Origin of the sequence: Serratia sp. PGPR-27 (assembly GCF_022678525.1) — a bacterium.
GTDB classification, from domain to species: domain Bacteria; phylum Pseudomonadota; class Gammaproteobacteria; order Enterobacterales; family Enterobacteriaceae; genus Serratia; species Serratia nematodiphila.
The window spans coordinates 39,028-54,430 of sequence record NZ_JALBYS010000029.1 but is presented as its reverse complement, the minus strand read 5'-3'; the positions used below and the strand labels follow the sequence as shown (position 1 = coordinate 54,430).

The following is a 15,403-nucleotide window of genomic DNA, read 5'->3' as shown; positions in this document are numbered from 1 at the left end:
AAATTCAGTCGGTCAGCGGACGCGAATCAGTGCGCTTTGGCCGTGGTGTTTTCATCAACCGCCGCGGCGTTGGCAGCTTGACGGGTATTCATTTTCCGGGCGTAGAACATCAGGATAATCAGGCTGATGATAAAGGTGCCGGACAGTTCGAAAGAGTTGGCGCCCATCAGCGCGATGAAGCAGAAGCCGCAGCCGCACACTGAAGCGATCAGGCTCAGCAGGTTGCGCACGTTGACCCCTTCAAAGCGGATCAGGTCTACGCAGGAGTAGAAGTAAGGCAGCATGGTCAGCAGCACCGCGATGCCTGTCAGCTCACCGAACAGGTCGGAGGCTTTGCCGCCGGCGGAGCTCATCAGGGTGATCAGCACCATCAGCGCGGTCATTTTGCAGCCAGCAAGCAGCAGGCCTTTCTTCGGAATGCCGTTTTTATCCAGCTCGCCGTACACTTTCGGGAAGTTGCCGTCGTTGGCAGCGCGCACCCCGGCCTGGCCGACCAACATCATCCACGAACCGAGCGAGGTCAGGCAGGCGAAGGCGGTGAAGGCGGAAACCATCGGTGCGGCCCAGTTGCCCATAATCGCCGAGGCGCTGATGGCGAACGGCGCGCCGCTGGCGGCCATTTCAGACGCCGGGAACATGCCGCTGATCACCTGGGTGGCGGCGATATAGATGATGCCCGCCAGACCGGTGCCGAGCATGGTCGCCAGCGGTACGGTGCGTTTCGGGTTTTTCACCATGCCGGTGCTGACCGCCGCGGATTCCACGCCGATGAACGCCCACAGGCACAGCAGGATACTTTTGATGACCGCATGGCTGTCGGTGGTGCCGGAGGTATTCCAGTTAGCCTGGTAGGTGGCGGCGTCAAACCAGTGCCAGCCGAGGGTGGCGGTCACGATCACCGGGATCAGCACCAGCACCAGGCCCAGCGTGGTCAAACGGCTGACCCAGGTTCCGCCCAGCATGTTCACGAAGGTGAAGACCCACACGATGGCGATACAGGCGATGCCGGCGGGCACCGGGTTGTTCAGCGCCGGGAAGAAGGTGGAGAGATAAGAAACGGCGGTAATGCCGATGGCCAGATTACCGATCCAGTTGGCATGGTAATAAAGCACGCCGGTCTGGAAACCGAAGGCCGGGGAAATTTCACCGGCGTAGGCGATAGGGCCGCCCTGCTGTGGGTTTTTGGTGGCGAGGCGGGCATACACATAAGCCAGCGACATCGCCCCGATAATCGAGATCACCCATCCCCAAATGGCGATGGATCCGAGACTCGCCAGGTTGGCGGGCAATAAGGCAATCCCGCTCCCCATCATATTACCGGCGACCACGCCGGTGCAGGCAATAAGCCCTATTTTCTTGGGTGAAGCCATGGTCAGTTTCTCCTGATTTACGTTTCTTATAAGCCACGCCCATAAATAAAAGATTTTAATGAGCCAGCTTGATAGTCAGGATGCTAACCATCGGGGGGAATAAAGTCCTAAAGATAAAGTGAGATTACGCTCATGATCATACAAATGATAACCTGAGGTTTTTCATTAACACATCAAGATAAAAAGACAGGCTAAAGAAAAGATAAACATCATTTAAAAACAAAAAGATGGCAAGGTTAATAACGCATAACAAATGGCAAAAAAGAGATAATATCGCGCAGCAAAATAATACATTCATGCAACATGACTTCACCAATAAATAACGCCGCCATGATCCCCGAAGAATAAGGGCGGCGTGATATTGGGTTAATTATTGGCGCTGATAGTTATTTAAATAAGGCACCACGTTGGTCAATGACGTCTGGAATACGCCATTGGTGATCCAATGCAAGGTATCCTCACCGGGGCGAAGATTGAAGGCGGTAATATAAGAGTCGGCCGCCAAATGATTCTGCCCCTGCATTTCATACACCTTGCCCAACAGCACATAGTTCAGCCACGACATTTGCAGCTCAATCCCCAGATCGATCGCCCGGTGCGCTTCGTCAATGCGCCCCTGCGTCAAGGCATCTACCGCCAGAACTTGCTGCATGATCGGCGTGTTCTTCAATTCGGGGATCGTCGCCAGATGGCTGATATCGGCCCGCAATTGCGCCAATGTCTGGCTGTCGAACGGTTGATAAGAATTGCGCAGCAGATCCACCAACGCTTTTTCAGCCAGCAGATAGCGGAAGTTCGGCGCGCTGTTAATCAGCTCGCTCAGCTGGGCGCTGGCGCGGGTCAACGAATCGGCGTCACCGCGGATCAGCAACTGATGCGCCTGGTAGAAACGCTGCAGCAACGGCCCGTTGTCCGGCAGCAACTGCGCCAGACGCTGCTCCAGCTGTGGCGGCCAAGGCTGCTTCAGCGCCGCGGACAGGCTGGCGAGGAAGTCGGTCTGGATCTTCAGCTGGTTATCGGCGGTGATGAAGTAACGCTTGTCCAACATGATCGAACTGTCGGCGTTATCCACCAGCCGCACGGAGAGGAAACACTGCTGGGCGCGGTAGTGGCGCTGATTGACGAACTCGATATACAGCGACTTGCCCGAGTTGCTGGGGCCGGAATAGTTGTAGTTGGTCTGGTCGTGCACCAGGAAGGTAGAGTAAGTGTTCAACGAATCGGTAATCAGCTCGCTGACGCCCACCACATAAGAGAGCTGCGGCATCCAGTTGCTGCAGCTCTCGCCGCCCTGAATGCGGATATCGATATCGCGCGGGTTGAGCAGCACCGGCATGGTCGATACCGGCACGCGCTGCGACAGCGTGGCGATGCCGACAAACGCCACGCAGACGCTTAGCGCACTCAGAAACGCCAGCCACACCCAGAACGTCGAGCGGCGATAAAAATGCGGCTTCTTCTCGCCGGGCGCAGCAGCCGGCACGCTTGCCCGGCGCGGCGGCACATAGGGCGTATCCTCTTCATCATCGCTGCCGTCTTCCGGCTCATGCATAATCACCGCGATCTGCGGCGCCGGTGCAATCGCGGGTTGTGTCTCCCCCTCTTCACACCAGATCACCGACGTCGCCAGCTTATACCCGCGCTTGGGCACGGTGATAATGTATTCCGGGCTGTCGCTGTCGCCGTCTTTCAGGTACTTGCGCAGCTCTGAAATACATTGGGTCACCACGTGGTTGGTGACAATATTGCGCTTCCAGACGTTGTCGATCAGCTCGTCGCGGCTCAGCACCACGTCGGGGTGCCGGGCGAAATAGCACAGCATGTCGATCAGGCGCGGTTCCAGCGTTTTCTGGCGACCATCGCGGCTGATGGTGTTGTCGGCAGGAGTAACCAGCCACTCCCCGACGCGAAAAGCAGGCTCTTGCATGGCGGAAATAACTCTGTAGGCATGTAGGGCAAGGGCGCGATCATAGCATAACCGCCCCCGGCTGTGGCCGCCGGGAGGCGATTAAGCCGTTAACTCTCGTATAATTCTAACGGTAAACCATCGGGATCGCTGAAAAAGGTAAAGCGGGATTGGGTGTAGGGATCGACACGCACCGGTTCGCAGGCAACGCCGGCCGCCTGCAGATGAGCGATAGCCTGATCGATGTCGTCGACGCTGAACGCCAGATGGCGCAGGCCGCAGGCCTCCGGGCGGCTGACGCGAGCCGGCGGCGAGGGGAAAGAAAACAGCTCGATGGTGTATTGCCCGTTGAGCGCCAGATCCGCTTTCCAGGAGCCGCGCTCCTCACGGTAGACTTCGCTCAGCAGGGTAAACCCGAGAATGTCGCAGTAAAAACGCTTGCTGGCGGCGTAGTCCGCGCCAATGATCGCGATGTGATGCACCTGACGTAATGCCAGCATAGAAACCCTCTCCTGTTCATTCTGATGGGGCACGGTATCCGGCGGCGGCGATGCCGTCAATGAAAAAGCCCGGCTTATCTTCAAACCGCCGGGCGCGTTATGGCCTTATGGCTGCGGGGCTTTCAGCACCTTCACCAGATAGCACCCGTCTTCCGTCAGTTTGGCGCCGTGGATATCGGTTTCAAAACCGGGATAGCGCTCACCGATCGAGCATAGCATCAGCAGGAAATCGAGCACCGCCCGGCTCTCTTCGGTGATCATTTCCCCCGGCATCACCAACGGCACGCCCGGCGGATAAGGCAGGATCATATTGGCCGCCACCTTGCCCACCAGCTGATCCAGCTCGCAGGTTTCGACATTGCCGCGCACCTGTTCCTGGAACATCTGGTGCGGCGTCAGCTTCATTTCCGGCAGCACGTCGAACGCCCGCTGCATCAGGCCTGGCAGATCGTGTTGGCGGATCAGGCGATGAATGCCGGCGGCCAGATCCTGGATGCGCATATGGCGATAGAAATCCGGATCTTCGGCGTACAGATCCGGCAGCATGTTCTTCACCCGCAGGTTGAGATCGTAGGCGCGCTTGAAGTCGGTCAGGCCGCGCAGCAGGCTCATCGCCTTGGTTTTATCGATGCCGATGCTGAACAGGAACAACAGGTTGTACGGCCCGGTCTTCTCCACCACGATGCCGCGTTCGTCGAGATACTTCGCCACCAGCGCCGCCGGGATCCCCTCTTCCTCCAGCGCGCCCAGCTCATTCATGCCCGGTGTCAGGATCGTCACCTTGATCGGATCGAGGTACATATGATCGCGATCGGTCTGGCCGAAACCGTGCCAGTTATCGTCCGGATCCAGCGGCCAGCACTGCGCCTCATCGATCTCTTCCGGCTGCCAGATATCGAAGAACCAGCTGTCGCTCTCCTCGCGCAGCCGCTGCACCTCTCGGCGAAAATGCAGCGCGCGCTCCACCGAACGGTTGATCAAACGGCGCCCCGGGTTGCCGCGCAGCATGGCGGCGGCGGTCTCCATCGACGCCACGATGCCGTAGTGCGGCGAAGTGGTGGTGTGCATCATGTAGGCTTCGTTGAAGGTGCTCTCATCGTAGTCGCCCTTGATATGAATCATCGAGGCCTGCGAGAAGGCGGCCAGCAGCTTGTGGGTGGATTGGGTTTCGTAGAAAACCTTGCCGGGCACCCGCTCGCCGCTCATGCCGCTCTTGCCGTCGTAAATCGGATGGAAGTTGGTGTAAGGCACCCAGGCGGAATCGAAGTGAATCGACGGCACCTCCAGCGTCTGCTTAATGTAGTCGGTGTTGTACAACAGGCCGTCATAGGTGGAGTTGGTGATCACCGCATGCACCGGCCAGGTGGCGTTCGGCGTCGCCTGCACCCGGGCGGCGATGCTCTCACGCGTGAATTCGCGCTGCGGAATGCCGCCGAGGATGCCGTAGGCGTTGCGCAGCGGGCGCAGATAGATCGGCACGATATCGCTCATCATCAGCAGGTGGCACAGCGATTTGTGGCAGTTGCGGTCGATCAGTACCGTGCTGCCCGCCGGCGCCGAATACATGCCGACGATCTTGTTGGCGGTGGAGGTGCCGTTGGTGACCAGATAGCTCTGCTCGGCGTTGAAGGTGCGCGCGATATACTCTTCGGCCTCCAGGTGCGGCCCGGTGTGATCCAGCAGCGAACCGAGCTCGGTGACCGAAATCGAGATGTCGGCCTTCAGGGTATTGGCGCCGAAGAAGTCATAGAACAGGCAGCCCACCGGGCTTTTTTGAAACGCAGTGCCAGCCATGTGGCCCGGCGTGCAGAAAGTGTACTTGCCTTCGCGCACATAGTTGAACAGCGCCTTGGTCAGCGGCGGCGTAATGGTGTCGATGTATTCCGCGGTGTACTGCTGGATGCGCTGCGCGATGTCGTCCGCCGCATTCAGGCCGTACTCGAAGAAATAGAGCACCATGCGCATTTCATGCAGGCTGACGTCGAAGGTGGAGTGGGTATTGATAAAGGCGTACAGCGGCAGGTATTCGTTCAGCTCGTTGATCTCGCTGCACAGCTCCAGGCTGTAGTCGTCCCAGTCGAAGATCACCCCGCAGATGCGGGCGTTGGCTTCGATCAGCTTCAGCAGGTCACCGCTGTTTTTGGGGTACACCAGCTGGAATCCCATGGCGGCCAGCGCAGCGTGGAGCTCGCGAATCGGCTCATCTTTGTAGTAGACGCCCGTCGGGCCCATGATGGCGATGATATTCATCGGCAGCTCCTGTCAGTTAACGGCCAAGTCTCTATAACACCACGAAAATCCGGCGGTGTGTAGCCAAAAAAAAACCGCCCGGAGGCGGTTTCTTGCAGCGAAGCACAGAACTCAGCAGTAGCCGTAGTTCATCAGACGCTGGTAACGGCGGTTGAGCAACTCTTCGTCGTTCAGACCATCCAGATCTTTCAGATCGGCCAGCAGCTGCGCTTTCAGCGCGGCGGCCATCGCCGGCACGTCGCGGTGCGCGGAACCCAGCGGCTCCGGGATCACCGAGTCGATCAGCTTCAGCTCTTTCAGACGCGGTGCGGTGATGCCCATCGCTTCTGCCGCCAGCGGGGCCTTATCGGCGCTCTTCCACAGGATGGAAGCACAGCCTTCCGGCGAAATCACCGAGTAGGTGCTGTACTGCAGCATGTTCACCTTGTCGCCCACGCCGATCGCCAGCGCGCCGCCGGAGCCGCCTTCGCCGATGACGGTGCAGATGACCGGCACGTTCAGACGCGACATCTCACGCAGGTTGCGCGCGATAGCTTCCGACTGGCCGCGTTCTTCCGCGCCCACGCCCGGATAAGCGCCCGGGGTATCAATAAAGGTGATGATCGGCATCTTGAAGCGTGCGGCCATTTCCATCAGGCGCAGCGCCTTGCGGTAGCCTTCCGGCGCCGGCATGCCGAAGTTGCGGCGGATCTTCTCTTTGGTTTCACGGCCTTTCTGGTGCCCGATGATCATCACGGGGCGGCCATCCAGGCGCGCAATGCCACCGACGATCGCTTTGTCGTCAGCGTAAGCGCGATCGCCCGCCAACTCTTCGAAGTCGGTAAAGATGTGTTTGATATAATCCAGGGTATAAGGACGGCGCGGGTGGCGTGCCAATTGGGCAATTTGCCAAGCCCCAAGATCGGCAAAAATCTTGCGCGTCAGCTCAACGCTCTTTTCACGCAGGCGCTGAACCTCTTCGTCCAGATTAATATCTAATTTTTCGTCTTGACGGCTGACTGCAGTCAGCGAGTCAATTTTCGCTTCCAGCTCTGCAATCGGCTGTTCAAAATCAAGAAAATTCAGACTCATAGCATTCCTATTTTAGTCAAATTCCAAGTCCACCTGCTCATTGCCTACCAACGTCCGCAAGTCGATCAACAAGCGGTCGGTGGGCGTCACGCGCCAGGTTGCGCCAAAACGCAGCTTGGCTCGCGCATCTTCCCGTTGATAGTAGAGATGCACTGGAATCGTCCCCGAGCGATGGGGTTCCAACGACTGACGGAGACGGTTCAAAAGCTGGTCATCAATTTGCCTGTCAGTCAGCGAGATAGCAAGCCCGCGAGCGTATTTTTCCCGGGCTTCACTGATGTCCATTACCTCGCGGGCCATCATTTTAAGCCCGCCGCTAAAGTCATCAAAGCTGACCTGTCCACTGGCGATAAGGATACGGTCTTTTTCCAACAAATGCTGGTATTTTTCTAACGCTTCGGTGAATAACATCACTTCCAGACGGCCCGAACGGTCATCCAGCGTGCAGATGCCGATGCGGTTGCCGCGCTTGGTCACCATCACCCGCGCGGCGACCACCAACCCGACGGCGGTAGTCATTTTGCCCCGATCCGTCGGGTGCATGTCTTTCAAACGCTGGCCACCGGCGTAACGTTCGATCTCCTTCAGGTACTGGGTGATCGGGTGGCCGGTCAGATACAGCCCCAGCGTTTCCCGTTCACCGTCCAGCACCACCTGCTCCGGCCAGGGCGCGATATTGGCGTAGGATTGCTCCACCTGCTCCGGCGCTTCCGCCAGCACGCCAAACATATCCACCTGGCCAATAGCTTCGGCTTTCGCATGCTGATCCGCCGCTTTCAACGCGTCGCCGAGCGAATTCATCAGCGCGGCGCGGTGCGGCCCAAGGCGATCGAACGCCCCGGACATGATCAGTTTTTCCAGAATGCGGCGGTTCAGTTTCTTGATGTCGGAGCGCGCGCAGAGATCGAACAGGTCTTTGAAGTAACCTTGTTCGCCGCTGTTGCGCGCCTCGATGATCGCCTCGATTGGCCCTTCCCCTACGCCCTTGATGGCGCCGATGCCGTACACGATCTCGCCGTCGTCGTTGACGTGGAAGTGATACAGGCCGCTGTTGATGTCCGGCGGCAGGATCTTCAGCCCCATGCGCCAGCATTCGTCCACCAACCCCACCACTTTGTCGGTGTTGTCCATATCGGCGGTCATCACCGCCGCCATAAACTCGGCCGGGTAGTGGGCCTTCAGCCACAGCGTCTGGTACGACACCAGCGCATAGGCGGCGGAGTGCGATTTGTTGAAGCCATAACCGGCGAATTTCTCCACCAGGTCGAAGATTTTCACCGACAGTTCGCCGTCGATGCCGCGCGCTTTGGCGCCGTCTTCAAAGCCGCCGCGCTGCTTGGCCATTTCGACCGGGTTCTTTTTACCCATCGCACGGCGCAGCATGTCCGCTCCGCCCAGCGTATAACCGGCCAGCACCTGGGCAATCTGCATCACCTGTTCCTGATACAGGATGATGCCATAGGTCGGTTCCAGCACCGGCTTGAGCGACTCATGCTGCCACTGAATGTCCGGGTAGGAGATCTCTTCACGGCCGTGTTTGCGGTCGATGAAGTTATCCACCATGCCCGACTGCAGCGGCCCCGGACGGAACAGCGCCACCAGTGCGATCATGTCTTCGAAGCAGTCGGGCTTCAGACGTTTGATCAAATCTTTCATGCCGCGCGATTCAAGCTGGAACACCGCCGTGGTTTCCGAGCGCTGCAGCATGTCGAAACTTTTCTTGTCATCGAGTGGGATGGCGGCGATGTCGATCGGTTCCAGCCCGGTCTTGGCGCGCCGGGCGTTGATCATCTCCAGCGCCCAGTCGATGATGGTCAGGGTGCGCAGACCGAGGAAGTCGAACTTCACCAGCCCGGCGTATTCCACGTCGTTCTTGTCGAACTGGGTCACCGGGTGGTTCCCTTCGGCATCGCAGTACAGCGGCGCGAAGTCGGTGATCTTGGTCGGCGCGATCACCACGCCCCCGGCGTGTTTACCGGCATTACGCGTCACCCCTTCCAGCTTGCGCGCCATGTCGATCAGCGCCTTGACCTCTTCGTCGGCCTCGTAAATTTCCGGCAGCTGCGGTTCGGCGGCGAAGGCTTTCTCCAGCGTCATGCCCGGATCCGGCGGCACCAGCTTGGAAATGCGATCGACGAAGCCGTACGGGTGCCCCAGCACGCGGCCCACGTCGCGGATAACCGCTTTCGCCGCCATGGTGCCGAAGGTGATGATCTGCGATACCGCTTCGCGGCCGTACATCTCCGCCACGTGCTCGATCACCTGGTCACGCTTCTCCATGCAGAAGTCGACGTCGAAGTCGGGCATTGAGACACGTTCCGGGTTCAGGAAGCGTTCGAACAGCAGATCGAACTCCAGCGGATCGAGGTCGGTGATTTTCAACGCATAGGCCACCAGCGAACCGGCGCCGGAGCCGCGCCCCGGGCCCACCGGCACGTTGTTGTCCTTCGACCACTGGATAAACTCCATCACGATCAGGAAGTAGCCGGGGAAGCCCATCTGGTTGATCACCTTCAGCTCTACGTCCAGACGCTCGTCATATTCCGGGCGGCGCTGCGCGCGCACTTCAGGATCGGGGAACAGGAACTCCAGACGCTCTTCCAGCCCCTCTTTCGATTTGAGCACCAGGAAGTCCTCGGTGCTCATATCGCCGGTCGGGAACTGCGGCAGGAAGTATTCGCCGAGGCGAATGGTGACGTTGCAGCGCTTGGCGATTTCGACGCTGTTCAGCAGCGCTTCCGGGATGTCGGCGAACAGTTCGCACATCTCGTCTTCGCTGCGCATGTACTGTTGCGGGCTGTAGTTACGCGGCCGCTTAGGGTCGTCCAGCGTAAAGCCGTCGTGAATGGCGACGCGAATCTCATGAGCGTCGAAGTCATCTTCCACCAGGAAGCGCACGTCGTTGGTGGCCACCACCGGCAAGCCGCGCTCGGTGGCCAGCGCCACCGCCGCATGCAGGTAGTTCTCTTCGTCCTGACGGCCGGTGCGGATCAGTTCCAGATAGTAACAGTCCGGGAAATGCTGCTGGTAGAAATCAAGACACTGATCCACCTGCGCCTGGTTGCCGCGCAGCAGAAACTTGCCGACGTCGCCCTGACGCGCACCGGAGAGCAGGATCAGCCCTTCGCGATGTTCAATCAGCCAGTCGCGATCGATAGTCGGGCCGGCGGCGCCGTAGCCGCGCTGATAGGCGCGGGAAATCAGCAGCGTCAGGTTCTGGTAGCCTTCGTTGTTGCTGGCCAGCACCGTCAACTGAGCCAGTTCATCGCCCAGCTCTTCGCTTTGCACATGGAAATCCGCGCCGATGATCGGTTTGATCCCGGCGCCGTGCGCGCTGCCGTAGAATTTCACCAGCCCGCACAGGTTGGTGAAATCGGTGATTGCCAGTGCAGGCATGGCTAACGCGGCGGCTCTTTTCACCAGCGGCGCCGTCTTGGCCAATCCATCAATCATGGAGTAGTCACTGTGGACGCGCAGGTGAATAAAACGAGGTTCGGCCATCTCCAGATACCTGATTGAAGGGGCTCAGCAGGCTGAGCCCGGGTTAATGCTATCGTCGAGCCGGTCAGGCTCGCAGACTACAGCGCCAGCGCTCTTTTCACCGGAGCGAAACTGCGGCGATGATGCTCGGTGGCGCCCAGCGCGGCCAGCCGCTCCAGGTGGAAGGCGGTCGGGTAGCCTTTATGCTGCGCGAAACCGTAGTCCGGGTACTCGCTGTCCAGCTCGGCCATTTCGCGATCGCGCGTGACCTTCGCCAGAATGGACGCCGCGCTGATCTCCGCCACGCGGCTGTCGCCCTTCACCACCGCCTGCGAACGCATCGGCAAGCTCGGGCAACGGTTACCGTCGATTAAAACCATGTCCGGCGCGATATGCAACCCGGCCACCGCGCGCTGCATCGCCAACATGGTGGCGTGCAAAATGTTCAGTTGGTCGATTTCCGCCGGTTCGGCGCGCCCCAGGCTCCAGGAGAGCGCCTTGGCGACGATTTCGTCATACAGCGCCAGGCGGCGTTTTTCACTGAGTTTCTTGGAGTCCGCCAGACCGACGATCGGCTGCGCCGGATCGAGGATCACGGCGGCGGTGACCACCGCGCCGACCAACGGGCCGCGGCCCACTTCGTCCACACCGGCAATCAGCGTGGCAGCGGGATAGATAAAGGGTTCAATCATGCTTTCGCCAGCTCCAACACAGCCTGAGCGGCCTGTTCGTCCGCACCGCAACGGATGCTTTGGTGCAAGGTAAGGAAAGTGTGTTTCAACGCTTCGGTTTCCGGGCTCTCTTCCAGCAGCGGCATCACGGCGGCGGCCAGTTTGTCCGGCACGCAGTCATGCTGCAACAGCTCGGTGACGATCTCGCGCCCCGCCAGCAGATTCGGCAGCGAAACGTAAGGCGTTTTTACCAGCTTCTGCGCCAGCCAGAAAGTGAACGGTTTCATGCGATAGCCCACCACCATCGGGCACTTGGCCAGCATGCACTCCAGCGCCGCCGTACCGGATGCCAGCAGCGCCGCGTCGCTGGCGATCATCGCTTCGCGCCCCTGCCCATTCAGCAGGTGTACGGTCAAATCCGGCGCAACCTCGGCCTTGATGCGCTCAAACTGCTCGCGCCGTTTGGCGTTGACCAGCGGCACCACCACTTCCAGCTCGGGATAACGAGTGCGCAGCAGCTGCGCGGTTTTGAGGAAGTCGGCGCTCAGCATCTCGACTTCGGCGCCGCGGCTGCCCGGCAGCAATGCCAGACAGCGCGCCTGCGGAGCGATGCCAAGCTGAGCGCGCGCCGCCAGCCGGTCGGGCTGCAACGGCATGGCGTCCGCCATGGTGTGGCCAATAAACCGGCAAGGCACGTTGAAACGATCGTAAAACGCTTTTTCGAAAGGGAGAAAGGCCAGCACCAAATCGGTGGCTTTGCCTATTTTGAAAACGCGCTTTTGCCGCCAGGCCCACACGGAAGGGCTGACGTAGTGGATGGTGCGGATACCGCGCTGCTTGAGGCGGCCTTCCAGCGTGATGTTGAAGTCCGGCGCGTCGATGCCGACAAACACGTCCGGCCGCAGCTCACCGAAGCGGCGGGTAAGATCCTTGCGGATCTTCAACAGGCGTGGCAAACGCTCGAGCACTTCCACCACGCCCATGACCGCCAGTTCTTCCATTTCGTACCAGGCTTCGCAGCCTTCGGCCTGCATCAACGGGCCGGCGACGCCTACGAAACGCGCGTCGGGGATCTGCGCCTTGAGCGCACGGATCAAGCCGGCGCCGAGAATGTCACCGGAGGTTTCTCCGGCGACCAGTCCGATAGTCAATGGACGATTCGACATAACTCAGCGAATGATGCCACGGGTGGAACGGGTGAAGAAATCGAGGTATTGCTGCACCACCGGCTGTTCTTTGGCCAGGGCTTCGATTTCCGCTTTCGCTTCATCCAGCGTTTTCTCGCTGCGATACAGGATTTTGTAGGCGTTGCGGATTGCCTGCATTTCATCCTTGTCAAAACCGCGGCGCTTCAGGCCGACCGCGTTGACGCCGAACGGCGTAGCGTGGTTGCCCTGAGCGATGACGAAAGGAGGCACGTCCTGAGCGACACCGGAACAACCGCCTACCATCACATGCGCGCCGATAATGCAGAACTGGTGGATCGCCGTCATGCCGCCGATGATGGCGTGATCATCGATTTCCACATGCCCCGCCAGCGTGGCGTTGTTGGCCAGCACGCAAGCATTGCCGACCACGCAATCGTGGGCGACGTGCACGTTGACCATCAGCAGGTTGTCGTTGCCCACTTTAGTCAGGCCGGTACCCTGCGCGGTGCCGCGATGAATGGTCACGCTTTCGCGGATGCGGTTGCGATCGCCCACTTCAACGCGCGTCGGTTCGCCCGCGTATTTCAGATCCTGATTCACTTCGCCGATAGAGGCGAACTGATAAATCTGATTATCGCAGCCAATCTTGGTAATGCCATTCACCACCACGTGGGATTTCAGCACCGTGCCGGCGCCGATTTCCACCTGGGAGCCGACGTAGCAGAATGGGCCGATATGCACGTTGGCGCCGATCACGGCGCCTTCTTCGACTATCGCGCTAGGATGGATAAAGGCGGTTTGGTCAATCACGGATTAAGCCTCCCGGCTGCGGGCACACATCATGGTTGCTTCGCAGACAATTTTACCGTCAACGGTCGCCACGCCTTTGAAGCGAGTCAGACCGCGGCGAGTTTTCTCGAAGGTGACTTCCATGACCATCTGATCGCCTGGCACCACAGGGCGCTTGAAGCGTGCTTCGTCGATACCGGCGAAGTAATACAGCTCGCCCGGCTCCAGTTTGCCGACGCTTTTAAACGCCAGGATACCGGTGGCCTGCGCCATGGCTTCCAGGATCAATACGCCTGGGAAAATCGGTTTGCCAGGGAAATGGCCCTGGAAAAACGGTTCATTCACCGATACGTTCTTCACCGCACGCAGATATTTGTGCTCTTCAAACTCGAGGACGCGGTCGACCAGCAAGAACGGGTAACGGTGAGGAAGCAGATCCAAAATTTCTGCAATATCCAGAGTATGAGTGTCAGTAGTCAAAATACTCTTCCTGTCTCTAAAAACTGATGGCATCAACAACACGGCCTGCGCTGACCCCAAAAGGAGATCATCATGCAGGCCGCAAATTAACATCTCTTTGCGCTTTTGGTCTCACGACCAACGCGTTTCGTTTTGTACCCGCCAGGGCGGGCGGCAATGATTAGTCTTTTCCGACTTTACGTTCGACAGCTTTCAAGCGTTTGCTGATCTCATCGATATTCATCACCAACGCAGCGGTTTTACGCCAAACCTTGTTAGGCTGCAACGGAATGCCCGAAGAGTATACCCCAGGTTCGGTGATTGGTCGCATAACCATTCCCATTCCGGTAACAACAACCTTGTCGGCAATCTCCATGTGACCGTTGATCACGCTGGCACCGCCGATCTGGCAGTAGCGGCCGATTTTCAGGCTGCCGGCCATGATCACACCGCCGGCGACGGCGGTATTGTCGCCAATCACGACGTTATGTGCAATCTGGCATTGGTTGTCGATGATAACACCATTCCCGATTTGGGTGTTATCCAAAGCGCCGCGGTCAATGGTGGTGCAAGCGCCGATTTCGACGCGATCGCCGATAATCACCGTGCCCAACTGAGGGATTTTGATCCACTCGCCGCGCTCGTTCGCATAGCCGAAACCGTCCGCGCCGATCACGGTGCCGGACTGGATCAGGCAGCGCTGGCCGATTTCAACCGCATGATAAATCGTGACATTCGCCCACAGACGCGTTCCCGCGCCGATGCGTGCGTGTTTGCCGATGAAGCAGCCCGGGCCGATAACCACGTTATCGCCAAGCACCGCACCCGACTCAATCACCGCGTTCGCCCCAATGGCGACGTTCTGCCCCAGCTGCGCTTCAGGCGAGATCACCGCGCTTGGCGCGATATCCTGTGCTGGTGCCGGCGTAGTGTCCATCAGTTGCGCCATGCGCGCGTAGGTCAGATAAGGGTTTTTAACCACCAGCGCCGCAGCACGGCAGTGTGGTAAATCCGCTTCGGTAAGCACCACGGCGCTTGCCTGGCAGGAAGACAGCTGCTCTTGATAGCGGCTGTTTGACAAAAACGTGATTTGGCCAGGCTGTGCCGAATGCATAGAAGCAATGCCGGTGATGACGAGATCGCCATCACCGTGCAATTGTGCATCCAACTGCTGCGCTAAATCAGCCAGTCGAATTGAAAGCATGTGTTATTTAACCTGTTTCAGCACGTCAGCAGTGATATCTTTGGAAGAGTCTGCATAGGCAACGGCGTTGGCGTCGATCACCACGTCATAACCGCCTTTGCTGGCGACAGATTTCACCGCGTCCTGAATGCGGCTCAGGATCTTGTTACGTTCTTCCATCTGGCGACGGCGGTTGTCCTGCTCGAAAGCCTGGGCTTTCTGAGAGAACTGCTCGCGTTGCGCCATCACGTCTTTTTCCAACTTGCTGCGGTCGCTGGCTTTCATGGTAGCGCCGTCACGCTGCAGACGTTGCATTTTGGTCTGCAGGCTACGTTCCATGTTCTGGAGTTCGCTTGCACGGCCTTTAAACTCGTTTTCCAGCTGTTTAGCGACCGCTTCGCGGGCCGGCAGCTGTTGGAAAATGCTGGAGACGTTAACGACAGCGATCTTATCTGCTGCCTGAACGCCAGCTGAAGCAGCCATTGCTAAACCGAGGCCTGCGGCACACAACCACTTTTTCACTATAAACTCCTTACCATCACCCATTTGTGTCATATGACACTGAAGTACACAATT

Annotated in this window: 12 protein-coding genes; all 12 read right to left on the bottom strand. The window is 58.7% G+C overall.

Features of this window, described 5'->3' with window-relative positions:
• Positions 1-26 precede the first annotated feature (26 nt).
• The 12 genes from cadB to skp all read right to left on the bottom strand — a co-directional run bounded on the left by cadB (position 27) and on the right by skp (position 15,349).
• The gene (cadB, locus tag MMS95_RS16385; protein WP_033639529.1) at positions 27-1,370 is read right to left on the bottom strand and encodes a cadaverine/lysine antiporter; all 1,344 of its coding nucleotides are present in this window, start codon (positions 1,368-1,370) and stop codon (positions 27-29) included.
• Positions 1,371-1,740: 370 nt separating this feature from the next.
• Entirely contained in the window at positions 1,741-3,297 is a 1,557-nt protein-coding gene (cadC, locus tag MMS95_RS16380) for a lysine decarboxylation/transport transcriptional activator CadC (RefSeq protein WP_004931978.1), read from the bottom strand.
• 89 nt (positions 3,298-3,386) lie between these two features.
• The gene (locus tag MMS95_RS16375; RefSeq protein ID WP_015378887.1) at positions 3,387-3,776 is read right to left on the bottom strand and encodes a VOC family protein; all 390 of its coding nucleotides are present in this window, start codon (positions 3,774-3,776) and stop codon (positions 3,387-3,389) included.
• A 105-nt stretch (positions 3,777-3,881) separates the two neighbouring features.
• Positions 3,882-6,026: a lysine decarboxylase LdcC gene (locus tag MMS95_RS16370; RefSeq protein WP_004931974.1), complete on the bottom strand. Its 2,145-nt coding sequence runs from the start codon at positions 6,024-6,026 to the stop codon at positions 3,882-3,884.
• A 111-nt stretch (positions 6,027-6,137) separates the two neighbouring features.
• Positions 6,138-7,097 (bottom strand): acetyl-CoA carboxylase carboxyl transferase subunit alpha, encoded by a 960-nt coding sequence (gene accA, locus MMS95_RS16365; protein WP_004931972.1) that lies wholly within the window; start codon positions 7,095-7,097, stop codon positions 6,138-6,140.
• Between the two features lie 12 nt (positions 7,098-7,109).
• Positions 7,110-10,598 (bottom strand): DNA polymerase III subunit alpha, encoded by a 3,489-nt coding sequence (dnaE, locus tag MMS95_RS16360; protein ID WP_004931970.1) that lies wholly within the window; start codon positions 10,596-10,598, stop codon positions 7,110-7,112.
• 77 nt (positions 10,599-10,675) lie between these two features.
• Positions 10,676-11,269, bottom strand: coding sequence for a ribonuclease HII (gene rnhB / locus MMS95_RS16355; protein WP_015378890.1), 594 nt, complete (start codon positions 11,267-11,269; stop codon positions 10,676-10,678).
• Positions 11,266-12,414, bottom strand: coding sequence for a lipid-A-disaccharide synthase (lpxB, locus tag MMS95_RS16350; protein WP_033632250.1), 1,149 nt, complete (start codon positions 12,412-12,414; stop codon positions 11,266-11,268). The genes rnhB and lpxB overlap by 4 nt, the downstream gene beginning before the upstream one ends.
• Before the next feature lie 3 nt (positions 12,415-12,417).
• Positions 12,418-13,206 carry an acyl-ACP--UDP-N-acetylglucosamine O-acyltransferase gene (gene lpxA / locus MMS95_RS16345; protein WP_004931964.1) on the bottom strand — a complete coding sequence of 263 codons (789 nt, stop codon included), beginning with the start codon at positions 13,204-13,206 and terminating at the stop codon, positions 12,418-12,420.
• 3 nt (positions 13,207-13,209) lie between these two features.
• Complete coding sequence (fabZ, locus tag MMS95_RS16340) at positions 13,210-13,665, bottom strand: 3-hydroxyacyl-ACP dehydratase FabZ (protein WP_004931962.1); 456 nt, start codon at positions 13,663-13,665, stop codon at positions 13,210-13,212.
• Positions 13,666-13,825: 160 nt separating this feature from the next.
• Positions 13,826-14,848: a UDP-3-O-(3-hydroxymyristoyl)glucosamine N-acyltransferase gene (lpxD, locus tag MMS95_RS16335; protein WP_004931959.1), complete on the bottom strand. Its 1,023-nt coding sequence runs from the start codon at positions 14,846-14,848 to the stop codon at positions 13,826-13,828.
• Positions 14,849-14,851: 3 nt separating this feature from the next.
• Positions 14,852-15,349: a molecular chaperone Skp gene (skp, locus tag MMS95_RS16330; protein WP_004931958.1), complete on the bottom strand. Its 498-nt coding sequence runs from the start codon at positions 15,347-15,349 to the stop codon at positions 14,852-14,854.
• Between the last annotated feature and the right edge of the window lie 54 nt (positions 15,350-15,403).

Coding starts and splice junctions, on each gene's coding strand:
- cadC (WP_004931978.1), bottom strand. CDS start 3,297: ATGCAAGAGCCTGCTTTTCGCGTCGGGGAGTGGCTGGTTACTCCTGCC.
- rnhB (WP_015378890.1), bottom strand. CDS start 11,269: ATGATTGAACCCTTTATCTATCCCGCTGCCACGCTGATTGCCGGTGTG.
- accA (WP_004931972.1), bottom strand. CDS start 7,097: ATGAGTCTGAATTTTCTTGATTTTGAACAGCCGATTGCAGAGCTGGAA.
- lpxB (WP_033632250.1), bottom strand. CDS start 12,414: ATGTCGAATCGTCCATTGACTATCGGACTGGTCGCCGGAGAAACCTCC.
- lpxD (WP_004931959.1), bottom strand. CDS start 14,848: ATGCTTTCAATTCGACTGGCTGATTTAGCGCAGCAGTTGGATGCACAA.
- cadB (WP_033639529.1), bottom strand. CDS start 1,370: ATGGCTTCACCCAAGAAAATAGGGCTTATTGCCTGCACCGGCGTGGTC.
- dnaE (WP_004931970.1), bottom strand. CDS start 10,598: ATGGCCGAACCTCGTTTTATTCACCTGCGCGTCCACAGTGACTACTCC.
- MMS95_RS16375 (WP_015378887.1), bottom strand. CDS start 3,776: ATGCTGGCATTACGTCAGGTGCATCACATCGCGATCATTGGCGCGGAC.
- MMS95_RS16370 (WP_004931974.1), bottom strand. CDS start 6,026: ATGAATATCATCGCCATCATGGGCCCGACGGGCGTCTACTACAAAGAT.